The organism is Sphingomonas sp. BK481, assembly GCF_014194875.1.
In the GTDB taxonomy this organism is placed as follows: domain Bacteria; phylum Pseudomonadota; class Alphaproteobacteria; order Sphingomonadales; family Sphingomonadaceae; genus Sphingomonas; species Sphingomonas aerolata.
In genome coordinates this window covers 136,494-154,876 of the sequence record NZ_JACIAP010000008.1, presented here as the reverse complement: position 1 = coordinate 154,876, position 18,383 = coordinate 136,494, and the positions used below count along the sequence as shown (strand labels likewise).

At 66.3% G+C, this 18,383-nt stretch carries 15 protein-coding genes; 6 read left to right on the top strand and 9 right to left on the bottom strand.

Annotated features, from left to right (window positions below):
- Window positions 1–114: 114 nt before the first annotated feature.
- Entirely contained in the window at window positions 115–1,323 is a 1,209-nt protein-coding gene (locus FHY04_RS15790) for a cation:proton antiporter (RefSeq protein WP_183937112.1), read from the top strand.
- A gap of 136 nt (window positions 1,324–1,459) precedes the next feature.
- Here FHY04_RS15790 and metH read toward each other — a convergent pair whose 3' ends face one another.
- From metH to FHY04_RS15770, 4 genes are all read right to left on the bottom strand, one after another.
- Window positions 1,460–4,087, bottom strand: coding sequence for a methionine synthase (gene metH, locus FHY04_RS15785; protein ID WP_166746130.1), 2,628 nt, complete (start codon window positions 4,085–4,087; stop codon window positions 1,460–1,462).
- Between the two features lie 134 nt (window positions 4,088–4,221).
- Window positions 4,222–5,280, bottom strand: a complete 1,059-nt coding sequence (locus tag FHY04_RS15780; RefSeq protein WP_031396518.1) for a homocysteine S-methyltransferase family protein — start codon at window positions 5,278–5,280, stop codon at window positions 4,222–4,224.
- 129 nt (window positions 5,281–5,409) lie between these two features.
- The gene (gene metF, locus FHY04_RS15775; RefSeq protein ID WP_056406088.1) at window positions 5,410–6,354 is read right to left on the bottom strand and encodes a methylenetetrahydrofolate reductase [NAD(P)H]; all 945 of its coding nucleotides are present in this window, start codon (window positions 6,352–6,354) and stop codon (window positions 5,410–5,412) included.
- On the bottom strand, window positions 6,351–7,304 hold the full coding sequence (locus FHY04_RS15770) for a metalloregulator ArsR/SmtB family transcription factor (protein ID WP_183937111.1): 954 nt from the start codon (window positions 7,302–7,304) through the stop codon (window positions 6,351–6,353). Before FHY04_RS15770 ends, metF begins: the two co-directional genes overlap by 4 nt.
- A 207-nt stretch (window positions 7,305–7,511) precedes the next feature.
- On the opposite strand from FHY04_RS15770, the gene FHY04_RS15765 reads away from it, so the two are divergent.
- Window positions 7,512–7,883 (top strand): hypothetical protein, encoded by a 372-nt coding sequence (locus FHY04_RS15765; protein ID WP_031396521.1) that lies wholly within the window; start codon window positions 7,512–7,514, stop codon window positions 7,881–7,883.
- Between the two features lie 334 nt (window positions 7,884–8,217).
- Entirely contained in the window at window positions 8,218–9,165 is a 948-nt protein-coding gene (locus tag FHY04_RS15760; protein WP_183937110.1) for an aldo/keto reductase, read from the top strand.
- 38 nt (window positions 9,166–9,203) lie between these two features.
- On the opposite strand, the gene FHY04_RS15755 is transcribed toward FHY04_RS15760, so the two are convergent.
- Both FHY04_RS15755 and FHY04_RS15750 read right to left on the bottom strand, forming a co-directional pair.
- Window positions 9,204–9,563: a response regulator gene (locus FHY04_RS15755; protein ID WP_221211817.1), complete on the bottom strand. Its 360-nt coding sequence runs from the start codon at window positions 9,561–9,563 to the stop codon at window positions 9,204–9,206.
- A 199-nt stretch (window positions 9,564–9,762) separates the two neighbouring features.
- On the bottom strand, window positions 9,763–11,148 hold the full coding sequence (locus FHY04_RS15750; RefSeq protein ID WP_183937108.1) for a short-chain fatty acyl-CoA regulator family protein: 1,386 nt from the start codon (window positions 11,146–11,148) through the stop codon (window positions 9,763–9,765).
- 191 nt (window positions 11,149–11,339) lie between these two features.
- Here FHY04_RS15750 and FHY04_RS15745 point away from each other — a divergent pair, with 191 nt between their 5' ends.
- Together FHY04_RS15745 and FHY04_RS15740 are read left to right on the top strand one after the other, a co-directional pair.
- On the top strand, window positions 11,340–11,498 hold the full coding sequence (locus tag FHY04_RS15745) for a hypothetical protein (RefSeq protein WP_166746134.1): 159 nt from the start codon (window positions 11,340–11,342) through the stop codon (window positions 11,496–11,498).
- A gap of 146 nt (window positions 11,499–11,644) precedes the next feature.
- A complete protein-coding gene (locus tag FHY04_RS15740) occupies window positions 11,645–12,607 on the top strand; it encodes a cation diffusion facilitator family transporter (protein ID WP_183937107.1) in 963 nt (320 codons plus the stop codon).
- On the opposite strand, the gene FHY04_RS15735 is transcribed toward FHY04_RS15740, so the two are convergent.
- On the bottom strand, window positions 12,601–14,136 hold the full coding sequence (locus FHY04_RS15735; RefSeq protein WP_056675348.1) for an aminoacyl--tRNA ligase-related protein: 1,536 nt from the start codon (window positions 14,134–14,136) through the stop codon (window positions 12,601–12,603). The two genes, FHY04_RS15740 and FHY04_RS15735, sit on opposite strands and share 7 nt — an antisense overlap.
- Before the next feature lie 194 nt (window positions 14,137–14,330).
- Between FHY04_RS15735 and FHY04_RS15730 the strand changes: the two genes are divergently transcribed.
- Window positions 14,331–15,227 (top strand): DMT family transporter, encoded by an 897-nt coding sequence (locus FHY04_RS15730; RefSeq protein WP_183937106.1) that lies wholly within the window; start codon window positions 14,331–14,333, stop codon window positions 15,225–15,227.
- 179 nt (window positions 15,228–15,406) lie between these two features.
- Here the strand turns inward: FHY04_RS15730 and gcvPB are convergent, their stop codons facing one another.
- Both gcvPB and gcvPA read right to left on the bottom strand, forming a co-directional pair.
- Complete coding sequence (gene gcvPB / locus FHY04_RS15725) at window positions 15,407–17,011, bottom strand: aminomethyl-transferring glycine dehydrogenase subunit GcvPB (protein ID WP_183937105.1); 1,605 nt, start codon at window positions 17,009–17,011, stop codon at window positions 15,407–15,409.
- Window positions 17,008–18,378, bottom strand: coding sequence for an aminomethyl-transferring glycine dehydrogenase subunit GcvPA (gene gcvPA, locus FHY04_RS15720; protein WP_183937104.1), 1,371 nt, complete (start codon window positions 18,376–18,378; stop codon window positions 17,008–17,010). Before gcvPA ends, gcvPB begins: the two co-directional genes overlap by 4 nt.
- Window positions 18,379–18,383 lie beyond the last annotated feature (5 nt).

The window sequence follows — 18,383 nt, the reverse complement described above, 5'->3', positions numbered from 1 at the left end:
CTGGTCGACACCGGTTCGACCGTACCGAAGCATATTGCCGCCGCCTGCCCAGCCGCATACCACCCCGCAGCATAAAGCCGGCGGGGGCCCCCGACCGCGCGAGAGGGGGAATGCATGCACGCCATGACACCGACGGAGGTCTTCCTCCTTGCGATGCTCATCATCTTCAGCGTCCCCTATCTGGTCTGGCGGCTGGGCCGGACCGATTACTGGGCACCGCTGGTCGTGGTGCAGATCTTCGGCGGCATCCTGCTCGGACCGGGCGTGCTCGGCGCGCTCTTCCCCGACTATTACGCGACGATCTTCACGCCTGCGACGATCGGATCGCTGAACGGCGTCGCCTGGTGGGCGGTCATGATGTTCGTGTGGGTCGCTGGCATCGAACTCGATCTCGGCGCGGCATGGCGACATCGCCGCGAGACCGCGGTCACCGCCGGCCTCGCGCTGGCGGTGCCGCTCGCGACCGGCAGCATCGCCGCCGCGCTGATGCTGCGCTATCCGGGCTGGGCAGGCGTGTCGGGCGCGCGGTGGCAGGTCATTCTGGGCATCGGCATGGCCTGCGCGGTTACCGCGCTGCCGATCCTCGTACTGTTCCTCGAAAAGCTCGAGGTCCTGCGTGAGCCGATCGGCCAGCGCATCCTGCGCTATGCCAGCCTCGACGATATCGCGATCTGGGGCGTGCTCGCGCTGATCCTGCTCGATTGGGAGCGGGTTGGCCGGCAGGCGGGCTTTCTGATCGGCTTCGCGGTCGCCACCCTGCTGATCCGCCAGCTGATGGCGCGGATCCCGGAGCGCGATCGCTGGTATGTCAGCCTGATCTGGCTCGCCGGCTGCGGGTTCGCCGCGGACTGGGCGGGGCTGCATTTCATGGTCGGCGCGTTCCTGTCGGGCGCGGTGCTCGACGCGAAATGGTTCGACCAGATCCGGATGGACGACTTCCGCCGCTTCGTGCTGCTCGCGGTGATGCCGGTGTTCTTCCTGTCGACCGGCCTGAAGACACAGTGGGCGGTCGGCGGGATCGCGGTGTTCGCCGCCGCGGCCTTGCTGTTGTTCGCCTCGGTCGGCGGCAAGCTCGCGGGCGTCCACGCCGCCGGGCGGATCCTCAAATGGCGCCCGGGCGAGGCGTCGGCGATCGGCTGGCTGCTTCAGACCAAGGCGCTGATCATGATCATCTTCGTCAACATCCTGCTCGACAAGGCGATCATCACCAACGAGACCTTCACCGCACTGCTGCTGATGGCGCTGGCCAGCACGATGCTGAGCGTGCCGATGGTCGCGCCGAAGCTAAAGAGGCTGGCGGCCTTGATCGGGCGTAGCGCCTGACAACCATAAGCATGGCGCCGCCCCGGCGAAGGCCGGGGCCCAGTTGGGAAAGCCGTTGTAACGGAGCGCTACTCGACGTCACACATGTCTCCCAACTGGGCCCCGGCCTTCGCCGGGGTGAGGTCAGGTTCGGGGTTCAGTCCAGGTTCGGCCGCAGCCAGCGCTCCGCAATCGGCAGGTCGACGCCGCGCCGCGCCGCATAGTCTTCCAGCTGGTCGCGACCGACGCGGGCGACACCGAAATACTCCGCCTGCGGGTGGCCGAAGTAGAAGCCCGAAACGGCCGCGGTCGGAAACATCGCGAAGCTCTCGGTCAGTTCAAGCCCGGTCGCGGTCTCGGCATCGAGCAGGTCGAACAGGATCGGCTTGAGGCTGTGATCGGGGCAGGCAGGATAGCCCGGCGCCGGGCGGATGCCGCGATACTGTTCCTTGATCAGCGCATCGTTGGTCAGCTGTTCCTCGGGCGCATAGCCCCACAGCTCCTGACGGACATGCTTGTGCAGCCGTTCGGCAAACGCCTCGGCGAAGCGATCGGCGAGCGCCTTGAGCAGGATGTCGTTGTAATCGTCATGCCCGGCCTTGAAGCGCGCGATATGCGCGTCGATCCCGTGGATGCCGACTGCAAACCCACCGAACCAGTCGCCTGCGGGATCGACGAAATCGGCGAGGCACATGTTCGCGCGCCCCTCGCGCTTGGAAATCTGCTGGCGCAGCATCGGCAGGCGCACGTCCTCGTGCGGCATGTCGTGGCCGCGCGTGTGCGAGACGACCACATCGTCCCCCTCGCGCCGCGCCGGCCACAGCCCCACGACCCCGCGCGGCGTCAGCCATTTCTCCGCGACGATCGTGTCGAGCATCGCCTGCGCATCCGCATAGAGCGAACTCGCGCTCTCGCCGACGACCTCGTCGGTCAGGATCGCCGGGAAGTTGCCCGCCAGCTCCCAGGCGCGGAAGAACGGCGTCCAGTCGATATAGTCGCGCAGATCGGTCAAATCCCAGTCCGCGAACACATGGACGCCGGGCTTCGCGGGCGCACCGGGCTTCAACGCGAAGTCCGCGACGAACCCACGCTCGCGCGCCGTCTCGATCGGGATAAGCTCGCTCTGGCCCTTGTTGGCCCGCGCCACCCTCACCGCTTCATATTCGTCCGCGGTCTTGGTCACGAACTCGTCCCGGATCGTGTCGCTGACGAGCGTCGACGCGACACCCACCGCGCGGCTCGCATCGAGCACATGCACGACCGGGCCGTCATAGGCGGGCGCGATACGCAGCGCGGTGTGGACCTTGGAGGTGGTCGCCCCGCCGATCAGCAGCGGCATCGTCATGCCCGCGCGCTTCATCTCCTCGGCGACGGTCACCATCTCGTCGAGGCTCGGGGTGATGAGGCCCGACAGCCCGATCATGTCCGCGTCATTCTCGTTCGCGGCCTCGAGGATCTTCGACCAGGGCACCATGACGCCCAGATCGACCACGTCGAAGCCGTTGCACTGGAGCACCACGCCGACGATGTTCTTGCCGATGTCATGCACGTCGCCCTTGACGGTCGCCATGATGATCTTGCCCTTGCCGCGCGCGCCGGGCTCCTTCGCCGCCTCGATGTAAGGCAGCAAATGCGCGACCGCCTTCTTCATCACGCGCGCCGATTTCACGACCTGCGGGAGGAACATCTTGCCGCTGCCGAACAGGTCGCCGACGACGTTCATGCCATCCATCAGCGGCCCCTCGATCACCTCGATCGGGCGACCGCCATTGCCATCGATGATCAGCCGCGCTTCCTCGGTATCCTCGACGACGTGCAGGTCGATGCCCTTGACCAGCGCATATTCGAGCCGCTTGTTGACGCCGAGCGATCGCCATTCGGCGGCCGCCTTCTCCGCGACGACATCGGTGCCGCGATACCGCTCGGCGAGCTGGACGAGCCGCTCACCCGCCTCGGGATCCTTGTTGAGCACGACGTCCTCGACCGCCTGACGCAGTTCGGGGTCGATATCGTCATAGATGTCGAGCTGGCCGGCGTTGACGATCGCCATGTCCATGCCCGCGGGGATCGCATAATACAGGAACACGCTGTGCATCGCGCGGCGGACAGGCTCGTTGCCGCGGAACGAGAAGCTGAAGTTCGACAGTCCGCCCGAGATATGGACGTGCGGGCAGCGCGCCTTGATTTCGCGGCACGCCTCGATGAAGTCGACGCCGTAATTGTCATGCTCCTCGATCCCCGTCGCGACCGCGAAGACGTTGGGATCGAAGATGATGTCCTCGGGCGGAAAGCCGATGCCGACGAGCAGCTTGTAGGCGCGCTCGCAGATCTCGACCTTGCGGTCCTTGGTGTCAGCCTGCCCGACCTCGTCGAACGCCATCACGACGACCGCGGCGCCGTATGCCATGCACTTCTTGGCCTGGCTGAGGAACTGCTCCTCGCCCTCCTTCATGCTGATCGAATTGACGATCGGCTTGCCCGAAACGCACTTCAGTCCCGCCTCGATCACGCTCCATTTCGAGCTGTCGACCATGAACGGGATGCGCGCGATGTCGGGTTCGGCGGCGATCAGCTTCAGGAACGTCGTCATCGCGTGGTGCGCGTCGAGCAGCCCCTCGTCCATGTTGACGTCGAGCACCTGCGCGCCGCTCTCGACCTGCTGGCGCGCGACCTCGACCGCGGCGGGATAGTCGCCCGCCATGATCAGCTTCTTGAAGCGGGCCGATCCGGTGACGTTGGTGCGCTCGCCGATGTTGACGAAGGACGTGGAGGAGGGAGTGGTCATCGGTTCATTTCTTCCCCCCCTCCCGCAAGCGGGAGGGGGTCGGGGGGTGGGCGCCCGCCATCCGCGGGCCTAGTCGTTGGGGGAGAGCGCGAGCCCACCCCCTGCCCCCTCCCGCTTGCGGGAGGGGAAGAAAGTCAGGCCGCCATCGTGAACGGTTCGAGCCCGGCAAGCTTGGTCCGCACCTCCGGCCGCGAGACCGCCCGCGGTTCCAGCCCGCGCACGCCGTCGGCCATCGCCTTGATATGCGCAGGGGTCGACCCACAGCAGCCGCCGAGCACGTTGACCTGCTTGGCCACCGCCCATTCGCCGACCAGCCCGGCGGTCGTCGCCGGCATCTCGTCATATTCGCCGAGTTCGTTGGGCAGCCCGGCGTTCGGGTAGATCATGATCAGCGTGTCGGCGATGCCGGACAGGGTCTTCACATGCGGCCGCAGCTGCTCTGCACCGAACGAGCAGTTGAGCCCGATCGTGATCGGCTTGGCATGCCGCACCGCGTGCCAGAACGCCTCGACCGTATGCCCAGACAGGTTGCGCCCCGACAGATCGGTCAGCGTCATCGACAGCATGATCGGCACGTCGCGCCCCAGATCGTCGCCCGCCTCGATCGCGGCCATGATCCCGGCCTTGGCGTTCAGCGTATCGAACACCGTCTCGATCAGGATGAAGTCGACGCCGACCCCCTCGCCGCCTTCGAGCAGCGCATCGATCTGTTCGCGGTAGACGCCCTTCAGATAATCGAAATCGATCTCGCGATAGCCCGGATCGTTGACGTCGGGGGATAGCGACAGCGTCTTATTGGTCGGCCCGATCGCGCCGGCCACGAACCGCGGCCGGCCGTCCTTCGCCTCATATTCGGTCGCAAGCGCCCGTGCGATCTTCGCGCTTTCGACGTTGATCGCGCGGACCAGATGCTCGGCGCCGTAATCCGCCTGGCTGATGATGTTCGCGCTGAACGTATTGGTCGACACGATGTCCGACCCCGCGTCGAGATATTCGCGCGTGATCGTCTGGGGCACGTCCGGCCTGGTAATCGCCAGAATGTCGTTATTGCCCTTCTGGTCGTGGCTGAGTCCGAGGTCGCCCGCATAGGCCGCCTCGTCGAGCTTCCAGTTCTGGATCTCGGTGCCGAACGCGCCGTCGGTGATTAGGATGCGCTTGGCGGCTTCCGCGTTGAAACGTTCACGTGGTGTCATCGATTGGACTCCCCCCTCCCGCAAAGCGGGAGGGGTCGGGGGGTGGGCGCCCGCTATCCTCGGGCGGTATCGTTGGGGGCGAACGCGAGCCCACCCCCGGCCCCTCCCGCCTGCGGGAGGGGTGATGAATTATGCCGCGGCGACCTTTTCGCTCGGCTTCGCGCGGACGCCGAGCATGTGACAGATAGCATAGGCGAGTTCGGCGCGGTTGAGCGTGTAGAAGTGGAAATCCTTCACGCCCCCGGCATAGAGCCGCCGGCACATCTCGGCCGCGATCGTCGCCGCGACCAGCTGTCGGGCCGCAGGGTGATCGTCGAGCCCCTCGAACAGCCGGTCCATCCAGGCCGGGATCTCCGCCCCGCACGCGTTCGCGAACTTGCGCGTCTGCGCGACGTTCGAGACCGGCAGGATACCGGGCAGGATCTGCGCGGTGATTCCGGCTGCGGCCACCCGGTCGCGGAACCGGAAATAGGCTTCGGGCGAGAAGAAGAACTGCGTGATCGCCCGCGTCGCACCCGCGTCGAGCTTGCGCTTCAGGTTGTCGAGATCGACGTCATGCCCGCCGGATTCGGGGTGGCATTCGGGATAGGCCGCGACCGAAATCTCGAACGGATGCAACCGCGCCAGCCCGGCGACCAGCGCCGCTGCATTCTCATACCCGCCGGGATGCGCCTGATAGGGCTGACCCAGCGTCGGCATGTCGCCGCGCAGCGCGACGATGTGCCGTACGCCGGCCGCCCAATATTCCTCGGCAACCTGATCGATCTCGGCCTTGGTCGCCTCGACGCATGTCAGGTGCGCGGCGGCGTTCATCGACGTCTCGCGCTGGATCCGCGCAACGGTCGCGTGCGTCCGCTCGCGCGTCGACCCGCCCGCGCCATAGGTCACCGACACGAAATCGGGACCGAGCGGCTCGAGCGTGCGGATCGCATCCCACAACTGGGCGTCCATCTTGTCGCTCTTGGGCGGAAAGAACTCGAAGCTGATCCCCACATCGCCCGCGAGGTCGGCAAAGAGCGGTTCTTCGAGCGCACGCCGCGCCTCGGCCAGTTGGGGAATAGTGATTGTCGTCATGCCGCCTTCACCTCACGCAAACTCAGGCCAATCCTGCGGCCGAGCCATAATTTCACCGTCAGTTCACCGCCCTCGAGCGTCTCGACGCGCGCGGTCTGCAAACCGGCCGCGTCGAACCAAGCCGTCATCTGATCGTCGGCAAAGCCGAGACGCGTATGCGCATCGCTCAGCCGCAGCTCCTCGCGGTCGTGGCTCGCGAAATCCGCGATCAGCAACCGCCCGCCCGGCGCCAGCACGCGCGCCGCCTCGCGGACTGCGGCGCCCGGCTGCTGCGCGAAATGGAGCACGTGATGCAGGATCGCGACGTCCGCCGCCCCGTCGTCGAGCGGCAGCGCGTACAGATCCGCCTGCCGCAATTCGGCATGCGCCATGTCGTGCAGCTTGGCGCGCGCCAGGCGCAGCATCTCCGAACTGCGATCGATTCCCAGCGCCAGTCGGGCATGTCCACCGAACAGCTCGAGCATCCGACCCGTCCCCGTGCCGATGTCGATCAACGTACCGACCCGCGCATCGCCGAGCATCGCCGCCATCGCCGCCTCGACCTCGCTTTCGGCGACGTGCAGCGAACGGATCGCATCCCATTCGTCGGCATGCCCCTCGAACCACGCCGCCGCGCTCGCCGCCCGATCGGCGCGCACCGCAGCAAGCCGCGCCGCGTCGGCAACCGCCCAGTGATCGGGTTCAGCCTTGGCCCAGCTATCGAGAGCGGCAGCGACCGGATCGACGACATCGCTGCGCCCCAGCGCGACGAACACCCAGCTGCCCTCCTTGCGACGCTCCGCCAGACCGGCATCGCACAGGATCTTCACATGGCGCGACACGCGTGGCTGGCTCTGCCCGAGCACCTGCGCGAGTTCGCCGACCGACAGCTCCATGCGGCGCAAAAGCGCGAGAATGCGCAATCGGGTCGCATCCGCCATCGCACGGAAGATTTCGAGCGCCATCGTCATGAGAAGTCATATAAAGAATTCTTTATATGAGGTCAACGCAGGCCGTAGCGTGTCGCTGGAGTAATGCTGGCCTCAGGGTCGGCCCGACCTCGACGGATCGGAAACGCTTGGCCGGCGTTCGAACACGCGATGAACTGGAAAGCGTCCGGCTCACAAGCGTCAGGTCCGTCCGGATCGACGCCGAATTTGATGATGGGAGTGTTATTCATGAAGAAGTTTCTGATCCCCGCGCTGGTCCTGACGGCCGGCCTCGCAGCGTGCAGCAACAATGCGCAGAACGAGACCGCGGAAGCCGCGAACGCCATCGCGGCGGACGCAAGCGCGACGACCCAGAACGCGGTCGCCGATGTCGATGCCGCCAGCGATCGTGCGCTCGGCTCAGCTGAAGCGTCACTCGACAATGCCGGTGCGCGCATGGACAACGCCGCTGACCGTCTCGACGCCAGCGCAGACCGCGCCGGCGAGCGCGCAGAGGCCAACGCCGACCGTGCGGGTGCTGCGATCAACAACAGCGCCGACCGCGCAGCAGACGCGACGGGTAACGCACTGACCCGCGCCGGCAACGCGATCAAGGACTGATCCCCGTCACGGATCGCCCCGCACCGCGTCGTCCGACCGCGATCCGGTCGATGGTCCTGCGCTCCCGGCCTGCCTGGTCGGGACGCGGACGATCGACGGGTTTCGCGTCTGGCGGCCGGCTCGGGGCGGTTCTGTCTCTGGTCCTGCTGGGCGCCTGTTCCCCGACTCCGGAACAACCCGGCGCGGTCACGCGGGACGAGGCAGCGCAACTTAACGATGCTGCGACTATGCTCGACGCGAACAGCATGCGCCCCGACGGCCTACCCCCTGTTGGCGACTCGACCGCTGACGGCACGACACCGTCCCCCTCCTCCTCGCAAAGCGACCAGCCCCAATGATGAATCGCCGCCTCGGCTCGACCGATCTCAAGATCGCCCCCCTCGTTCTCGGGGGGAATGTGTTCGGATGGACAGCGGACAAGACCGCCAGCTTTGCGGTCCTCGATGCGTTCGTCGCGGGTGGCGGGACGATGATCGATACCGCCGACATGTATTCGTCATGGGTAGACGGCCATGAGGGTGGCGAATCCGAAACGATGATCGGCGACTGGCTGCGGACGAGCGGCAGGCGCGATGACGTGCTGATCGCGACCAAAGTCGGCATGTTGCCGGGTGAAGGCGGCGAAAAACTCCAGCCGGCGCGTATCGCGGCAGCGGCCGAAGCATCGCTCAAGCGTCTCGGCACGGATCGCATCGATCTCTATTACGCGCATCAGGATGACGACACGGTACCGCAGGAGGCTGTCCTCGAGGCCTTCGGCAAGCTCGTCGATGCCGGAAAGGTGCGCGTCATCGGCGCGTCGAACTTTCACGCCGCACGCCTGAAATCCGCGGTGGATGCCGCAAAGGCCAGCGACCTGCCGCGCTATCATGTCCTCCAGCCCGAATATAATCTCGTCAGCCGCGAAAAGTTCGAAGGCGAATTGCAGGACTATTGCGTGACCGAGAATATCGGCGTTCTTCCCTATTACGGTCTCGCATCGGGCTTCCTCACCGGTAAATACCGCACGCCCGACGATCTGGGGGCAAGCGTTCGCGGCGGTGGCATGCGCGACCTTCTCGAAGGACGGGGCAAGGCGGTCCTCGAGGCGATGGATGCGGTCGTCTCTGACACGGCCGCCAGCCACGCGCAGGTCGCGCTCGCGTGGCTCCTGGCGCAGCCCGGGATCACCGCACCGATCGCGAGTGCGACCAGCCCGCGTCAGATCGAGGATCTGCTGCCCGCGATGACGCTCGAGCTTTCGGATGCGCAGCTTTCGGCGTTGACTCTGGCGGGGGCGTGATGCGTCCCGCGCCCGGGTGACCGGGCGCGGTCTATGCCTCAGCGGAAATGGTTCACCAGGTTCGAATAGTCGTAGGGTTTCTGGAAGAAGGCGACGCCATCGGGCAAGCCTGCGGCTTTGCTCGGCCGCTGGCCGGACGTGACGACGACCTGGATCTGCGGCCAGCGCCGGCGGATGATCGTTGCGAGGGCCAGCCCGTCCATCGAGCCCGGCATGTCGATATCGGTAAAAACCGCCGCGACATCGTCACGCGACGTGAGAATCGCCATAGCCTCGTCCGCATCGTCGGCGACGAGCGTCGACAGTCCGGCATCCTCGATCCGCGCCGTTGCGGTGATTTGGACAAGCAGATGATCTTCGACAATCAGAACGATCCCCGCAGCGGGGCGTCTGATCAATGGCGGTGCGAACAATGGAAACCCCATACACAAATTCAGGGTCGGCTCACGATCGGTCCGCCTGAGGCAGGTCGGGACGCGTGAGGCGCGAACCCGCTATGAACGGTCGGCGGCGAATTCGGACGCATCGCCGACGCGGATTTTCGTCGCATCACATGCGTCCTGTCGCATTCCTGGCGCGTCCAGCCGTATCGGCCGTTCAGTCGCCGACGAACGCTAGTGCCGAGGTGCGACGCTCGCGTTCGTTGACGATCAACGCGCGGCCTGCGGGCGCTGCGGAACGCTGCGGGCAATCCGCGCGGAAGCATCCGCGACAGCCGATGCCGATCGGCATAGCCGCGCCCGTCAGATCGATACCGCTCGCAGCGACCAGCCCGCGCGCGAGTGCCGCCTCGACCCCCAGTCCAATCGCAAACTCCGCGCGTACCGCTCCGAAGCGGCGCCCCTGCGGACGCACCGTCCGCGCCATCGTCAGCCAGCGCGCGCCGTCCTCCATCTCGACCAGCTGCACGACCAGGTCCCCCGGACGATCAAACGCGTGATGGAGCTGCCACAGCGGGCACCGGCCTTCCGCCTCGACCAGCGCCGCGCCGCTCGCGCCGGGATAGCGTTTCGATGCCTGGCCGGCGCGGTCGATCCGGATCATGAAGAAGGGAAGCCCCCGCGCGCCTACCCGCTGCAACGTCGTCAGCCGATGCGCAACCTGTTCGAACCCTGCGCCGAACCGTCGCTGCAGCAGTTCGATGTCGTAACCGGTCGCCTCGCAGCCGCGCAGGAACCGCGCATAGGGCATCATCACCGCCGCCGCGAAATAGCTGAGCAGATGGCGTCGATACAGCCGTTCGGCAGCCCGGTCGGTGAAGCCTGCGGCCTTGGCCAGCGCATCGACCTCCGCCTGCGCCTCGATCTGGCCAAGCTGGAACGCGACCGCGAACGTCCGTGATGCAGGGTCGAGCACCTCGCTCAGTTGCAGCTGCCGGGCATGGAGATCGAGCCGCCGCAACGTGTCGGGCAGCACGTCGGCGGGCAGGACGCGGATCGTGATGCCATGCTTGGCGCGGAGACGCTCGGTGATCGCCCCGTAAAGGTCGCCGGCACCCAGCCGCAGCTCGTCCGCCAGCGCTTCGGCGGCGGCGTCGAGATCGGCAAAGTGATTCCGCCACCGCTCGATCTCGCGGCGCACCAGTGCGACCGGGTCGTCGGATGGCGCGATCGCACCATCCCCCTCCCCCATCCGGTCGAACACGCGGGCAAAGGCCTCGGCACCACCGGGCGCGCTGGCCAGCCATTCCTCGACCTCGTTTCGGTCGATCGCCAGGTCGGCGAACATGGGATGCGCCAGACGACGGCGGATCGCCTCCGAACCGCCGCCCGGTTCGGCCGCCGCCAGGGTCCGCGGATCGAAGTCGAAGCTTTCCGCCAGTTTTATCAATAGCGTTGCGGAAATCGGCCGCTGGTTGCGCTCGACCAGATTGAGGTAGCTCGGGCTGATCGAAAGCATCTCCGCCATCGCGGCCTGGGTCAGTCCGGCCCCGCGTCGCAGCCGCCTGATCGCATGCCCTGCCAGAAGTTTGCGCTCGGCCATTCCACCTCCCCGTCCTTGTCACGATAGTTACAGAGAGACAGGGTCCGCGCAACGCCCAACGACAGCACAACCCGGCCAGTCTGCCGCTCGCGCTTCCAAACCCCGCAAACCTCAGGCTTTATGATGTCATCGCCGCCCCGGTTGCTGGAGTTTGTAAACGGGGAGACACATTCGCCATGAAGGAGATGGGCATGACGACCGAACCAATGCGCGCCCGCGCCGTTTTCTCGACCGCAGATTTCGAATTGCTCAAGGAGGCGATTGGCGAATTGATCACCAAGGTTTCGGTCGACGACGTCAAGCTGAGCCGCCTCAGCGCGCTGTATCACCGGCTCGGCCGGCTCGGCTGACCGCCACCGTTCGACGGGCATTTCGCGACTAGGTGCGCGCGTCGGACCGAGCGATTTCCTGGGGAGGAAAAGGGCCCATTGGTACGCAGGCATCGATGGGCTTTTCCGCGTCTGGCCGACGCCACCGTCCTCGCCTAGGAGGCGGTATGGCCGATGGAATTCTCAACAAGATCAAGGACGATATCGTCCTTTATGGGGCGCTTGCCGCCAATCTCGGCATTGCCGTCGCAAAGTTCGTCGCCGCGGGGCTGACCGGGTCGTCGTCGATGCTGACCGAGGGTGTCCATTCGCTTGTCGACAGCGGCAATCAGATCCTGTTGCTGTACGGACAGTCGCGGGCGAAGCAGCCGGCGGATGCGGCCCACCCGTTCGGCTATGGCCGGGAGCTCTATTTCTGGGCGTTCGTCGTCGCGATCCTGATCTTCGCAGTCGGTGCCGGCGTGTCGATCTATGAAGGCTATGTGCATATCAAGAAGCCCGAGCCGCTCTCCGACCCTCTCATCGCCTATATCGTTCTGGGCGTCGCTGTCCTGCTCGAGGGTACGAGCTGGACGATCGCGGTCCGCGAATTTGCCAAGTCCAAGGGGGATTCGGGCTGGTGGACCGCGATCCACCGCTCGAAGGACCCGGCAGGCTTCATCGTCCTGTTCGAGGATTCGGCGGCGCTGGCGGGGCTGCTGATCGCCGGGCTCGGCATCTGGGCCAGCCACGCCTTCGCCGACCCCCGGATCGACGGCGTCGCGTCGATCCTGATCGGCCTGATCCTCGCGTTGGTCGCGGTGATCCTCGCCCGCGAATCGAAGGGGCTGCTGATCGGCGAGCGTGCGGACTCCGCCGTGATCGCGACAATTCGCGGCATCGTCGCGGCGCATCCGGCGATCGCCGCGGTGAACCATGTCCGGACGATCCACACCGCGCCCGACAGCATCTTCGCCGCGATCAGCGCGGACTTCGTCGACACGCTGACGATGGGCGAAGGCGAGACGATGATCGAGGCGATGGAAGGCGAGCTCCGCGCTGCGGTGCCCATGCTCGCCTCGATCTATATCCGTCCCGAAAAGCGCGAGAACGCCGTCGTGGTTCACGAGAGCGTCCCGGAGGATCAATAGGCGCGGGCGATCAGGATCCGCTCGACCGCAGGCTGACCGGTGAAGATGCAGGCGCCATCGTCGCATCCGGTCTGGCCGATCGGCGCGTTGCGGATCGTCAGTTTCAGCGCCTTCAACCGCTCGACCACCGAGTCGAGCGCCGCGCCCGTCGGTTTCGCCCAGCGCACATCGACCCAGCCGGGATTCTTCACACCATCGGCAAAATGCGTCTCGAGCGCCGCAAAGTCGTCGATCGGCACGATGTTGGCGCGCAGCCGCTCCATCGACTCGACGTGCAACGCCCCCTGCACGTCCGCCAGCATGCCTGACACCGCTTCGACAAAGGCATCGCGCGGGGTCGCGACGCTGTCGAGCTTGCCATCCTCGCGGTAGAGCCGGTCGCGGCGGATGACCGAGACGTTGCCGCCCGCCATGTCGCGGCCGCCGACCTCGATCACGATCGGTGCGCCCTTCTTGACCCAGCCCCAGCGCTTGGTCGCCGCCTTGGCGGGTTTCAGATCGAGCAGCGCGCGGACCGGCTCGCCGAGCGCGGACTGCTTGGCGAGTTCGGCCTGAAGCGACTTGCAATAGTCGACGATCGCCGCGTCGTCGGGGTTGTCGCGCAGCATCGGCACGATCACCACCTGCCACGGCGCGATCATCGGCGGCACGCGCAGGCCGTCGTCGTCGCCGTGAACCATGATGACGCCGCCGATCATCCGCGTCGACACGCCCCAGCTGGTGGTGTTGGCCAGCTCGAACTCGCCGGCTGCGTTCTGGAAGCGGATGTTCTGCGCCGAGGCGAAATTGGTGCCGAGGAAATGCGACGTGCCCGCCTGGAGCGCCTTCCCGTCCTGCATCATCGCCTCGATCGAATAGGTCGCGACCGCGCCCGGGAAGCGCTCATTCTCGGGCTTCTCGCCCGCGATCACGTGGAGACCGAGGCATTCCTCGGCGAAGTCGCGATAGACTTCGAGCATCTTGAGCGTCTCGTCGCGCGCTTCGTCAACGGTCGCGTGCGCGGTATGCCCCTCCTGCCAGAGGAACTCGCTGGTGCGCAGGAACATACGCGTGCGCATTTCCCAGCGGACGACATTGGCCCATTGGTTGATCAGCACGGGCAGGTCGCGCCACGACTGGACCCAGCGCGCGAATGCGGCGCCGATGACCATCTCGGACGTGGGGCGCACGACCAGCGGCTCCTCGAGCTTGGCGTCGGGATCGGGCACGAGTCGGCCATAGCCATCCGCCTTCAACCTGTGATGCGTGACGACCGCCATTTCCTTGGCGAATCCGTCGACATGCTCGGCCTCCTTCTCGAAATAGGAAAGCGGGATGAAGAGCGGGAAATAGCAATTCTCATGCCCCGTCGCCTTGATCCGGTCGTCGAGCAGTCGCTGGATCCGCTCCCAGATGCCATAGCCCCAGGGGCGGATGACCATGCAGCCGCGGACGCCCGATTCCTCGGCGAGATCGGCCTCGGTGATGACGGCCTGGTACCAGGCGGAGAAATCCGCCTCGCGGGTGACGGGGAGTGCGCGCTTTATCATGGCGTCGCGGATAGCGGGTGCGACTGGGTTCGTCACTATGCGTTGCGGCGTGGATCCCACGCTCCGCCGTCATCCTGACGAAAGTCAGGATCCAGAATACCACCCGTAGCGCTTCTGGCTCTGGATCCTGACTTTCGTCAGGATGACGGATGTTTCGGGTGGGATCGCGGGCGCGGTTTGCGTAGGTGCAGGCAATGCCCTCGGACCGCATCCTTCCCGCCATCGGCATGCGGTTGCTGTCGGTCGTGATCTTCGCGCTGATGAACACCGCGATCAAGCTGGCCGAACGCCACGGCGCGAGCGTGTCGGAGATCCTGTTCTTCCGCCAGTTCGGCGCGTGCCTGCTGGTGTCCGGGGTGATCCTCGCCGGGCCTGGCCTGCCCTCGATCGCGACCAAGCGCCTGCCCGCGCACGTCATCCGCGCGGTCGTCGGGCTGTCGGCGATGGCGTTCACCTTCAACGGGATCGTCGCGCTGCCGCTGGCGGAAGCGACGACGATCGGCTTCACCGTGCCGATCTTCGCCACGATCCTTGGCGCGCTGGTGCTGCGCGAGCCGACCGGCTGGCATCGCTGGGCGGCGGTGGCGGCGGGGTTTGCCGGCGTGCTGATCGTCGCGCAGCCCGGCAGCGGCGATCATTTTCCGTTATGGGGTGCGGGCTGTGCGCTGGCGGGCGCGTTCGGGACCGCGAGCGTGTCGATCCTGCTCCGGCAGATCGGCAAGACCGAGAGCGCGCTGACGACGGTGTTCTGGTTCTCCGCGCTGTCGCTGGTGCCGCTGTCGGTGATCTACGCGCGGGCGGCGGAGTCGCATGATCTCGTGACCTGGGCCTGCCTCGCGAGCGTCGGAATCTTCGGCGGCCTCGCGCAGATCGCGATGACGACGTCGTTGCGGCTCGGGCCGGTGTCGGTGGTGGTGCCGATGGATTATTCGAGCCTGTTATGGGCGACATTGCTCGGCTGGCTGGTGTTCGACACGCTGCCCGCCGAGGCGACCTGGTTCGGCGCCCCCGTCATCGTCGCGAGCGGCCTCTACATCGTCTGGCGCGAACATGTCCGCCGCCAGGACGAAACCGACCGCGCGATCGCCTGACGGGCATCATATCCGTCATCCTGACGAAAGTCAGGATCCAGAGCCACGACCGGTATCGCTCGGTTACCCTGGGTCCTGACTTTCGTCAGGACGACGGGAGCGGATGGGATGACGGAGCGCGTAGGGCGCGCTCCGTCTCCGCCATGCTTCGGGAAGCCGGGGTGTCGCTGGCTCGGGGCCTACTCCGCCGCCTGCGCAAGCGGTGCGGGATCCTTCCAGACCAGCACCGGTTTGCGTGCCGCGAGCGTCTCGTCGAGGCGCGCGCGGGGGGCGAAGTGCGGGGCGGTCTTGAGGCTGGGGTCGCCCGCCTTGGCGCGTTCGGCGACCGATCGCAGTGCGGCGATGAACTGGTCGAGCGCCGCCTTCGATTCGGTCTCGGTCGGCTCGACCAGCATCGCGCCGTGGACGACGAGCGGGAAGTACATCGTCATCGGGTGGAAACCCTCGTCGATCAGCCCCTTGGCGATGTCGATCGTCGAGAAGCCCTCGGCGAGACCCGAATCGGAGAACAGCGCCTCGTGCATGCATGGACCCGACGGGCCGAACGGCGCGTCGAGCGTCTCGTCGAGGCTGCGCAGGATGTAGTTCGCGTTGAGCACCGCATCTTCCGACACCTGGCGCAGGCCATCGGCGCCGTGGCTGAGGATGTAGGTCAGCGCGCGCGTGAACATGCCCATCTGGCCGTGGAACGCGACCATCCGGCCAAAGCTGCCGGCATGATGTTCGCCTGCGGTTTCCTCCTCGACGAGGACAAAAGTCTCGCCCTGCTTTTCGACGAACGGCAGCGGCGCGTAGGGCGTGAGCGCCGCCGAGAACACCACCGGACCCGAACCTGGACCACCGCCGCCATGCGGGGTCGAGAAGGTCTTGTGCAGGTTGATGTGCATCGCATCGATGCCGAGATCGCCTGGGCGGACGCGGCCGACGATCGCGTTGAAGTTCGCGCCGTCGCAATAGACGAAACCGCCCGCCGCATGCACTGCGTCCGAAATCTCGCGCATGTCGCGCTCGAACAGCCCGCAGGTGTTGGGGTTGGTGATCATCACGCCCGCGACGTCGGGGCCGAGCCGGGCCTTCAGCGCTTCGGTGTCGACGCGACCCTCGGCGGTGGCGGGGATATCCTCGACGCTATAGCCGGCGAATGCCGCGGTGGCGGGATTGGTACCGTGCGCGCTCTCGGGGACGAGGATGACCTTGCGGTGCCCCTCACCCTTGGCTTCGAGCGCGGCACGGATCGCGAGGATCCCGCAGAGTTCGCCGTGCGCGCCGGCCTTCGGGCTCATCGCGACGCTGGTCATGCCGGTGAGCGTGACGAGCCAGTGCGCGAGCTGGTGGATGACCTCGAGCGCGCCCTGCACCGTGTCGACCGGCTGGAGCGGGTGGACGTCGGAAAACCCGGGCAACCGCGCCATCTTCTCGTTGAGGCGCGGATTGTGCTTCATCGTGCAACTGCCGAGCGGAAAAAAGCCGAGATCGATGCCGTAATTCTGGCGCGACAGGCGCGTGTAATGGCGGACGGTTTCTGGCTCCGACAGACCGGGGAGGCCGATCGGGTTGGCGCGAGCGAGCGCCCCAAGCTTGTTTCCCCGCGAAGGCGGGGACCCAGTCTGGGCACCCGCCTTCGCGGGTGAACAAAAATCGACGCCCGTAGTGTGCGTATCGCCGATCTCGAAGATCAGCGCTTCCTCGAGCATCAGCGCCTTGTTGCCGGTGACGCTGGCGGGGACGTTGCCATTGCCCTGCTCGGGCGCGGTCGGGCGCCAGCCGCTCTGGTTGATGCTCATGCCAGTATCTCCCCAAGTACGGTGGATAGTGCGGACGCAAGCGTTTCGACGTCCTCCGCGGTGGTCGTTTCGGTCACGGCGACGACGAGGCCGTTCGCAAGATCGTGCTTGCCCGGATAGAGCCGCCCGAGCGAGACGCCCGCAAGGATGCCGCGATCGGCAAGCGTGCGGACAACGGGGCGCGCCTCGACGGGCAGCTTCAGCGTGAATTCGTTGAAGAAGCTGTCGTTGATCAGTTCGACGCCGGGGATCTGCGACAGTCGCTCGGCCGCGGCTACAGCACCTGCATGGTTCACCTCGGCAAGCTGGCGCAGGCCCGCTTCGCCGAGCAGCGTCATGTGGATCGAGAAAGCCAGCGCGCACAGCCCCGAGTTGGTGCAGATGTTCGACGTCGCCTTTTCACGGCGAATATGCTGCTCGCGCGTCGACAGAGTCAGCACGAAGCCGCGTCGGCCATCGGCGTCGACGGTTTCGCCACAGAGCCGGCCGGGCATCTGGCGGACATATTTGTCCTTGCAGCCGAACAGGCCGACATAGGGCCCGCCGAACTGGAGGCCGACGCCGAGCGACTGCCCCTCGCCGACGACGATGTCCGCGTCCATCTCGCCGGGCGAGGTGATCGCGCCGAGCGCGACGGGCTCGGTGACGACCGCGATCAGCAACGCCTTCTTGGCGTGGCACGCATCCGCGAGCGGACGCAGATCGGCGATGCGGCCGAGAATGTCGGGATACTGGACGACCACGCACGACGTGTCGTCGTCGATCTTCGCGATCAGCCGGTCGATGTCCATCTCGGGCACCAGCCGCGGGTCGGTCGTATCAAGCACGTCGCCGGTGAACTTCGCCATCGTGTTCGACACCGACACGTAATGCGGGTGCAGCCCCGCCGACAGGATCGCCTTGCCGCGCTTGGTGATGCGACGCGCCATCACGATCGCTTCCCAGCACGCGGTCGAGCCGTCGTACATCGACGCATTGGCGACGTCGGTGCCGAGCAGCCGCGCGACCTGCGTCTGGAACTCGAACAGCATCTGCAGCGTGCCCTGCGCGATCTCGGGCTGGTATGGCGTGTAGGCGGTCAGGAACTCGCCGCGCTGGATCAGGTGATCGACGCTGGCGGGTACATGATGCTTGTACGCGCCGCAGCCGAGGAAGAACGGGGCTTCACCCGCGGTCAGGTTCTTCTTGGCGAGCACCGACATGTGGCGTTCGACCGCCATTTCGGAGGCATGCATCGGCAGGTCGCGGACGGGGCCGTCGAGGCGGGCGGCTTCGGGCACGTCGACGAACAGGTCGTCGATCGTCGCGGCACCGATGACGGCGAGCATCGCCTCGCGGTCGGGCTGGGTCAGGGGAAGGTAGCGCATGGAAC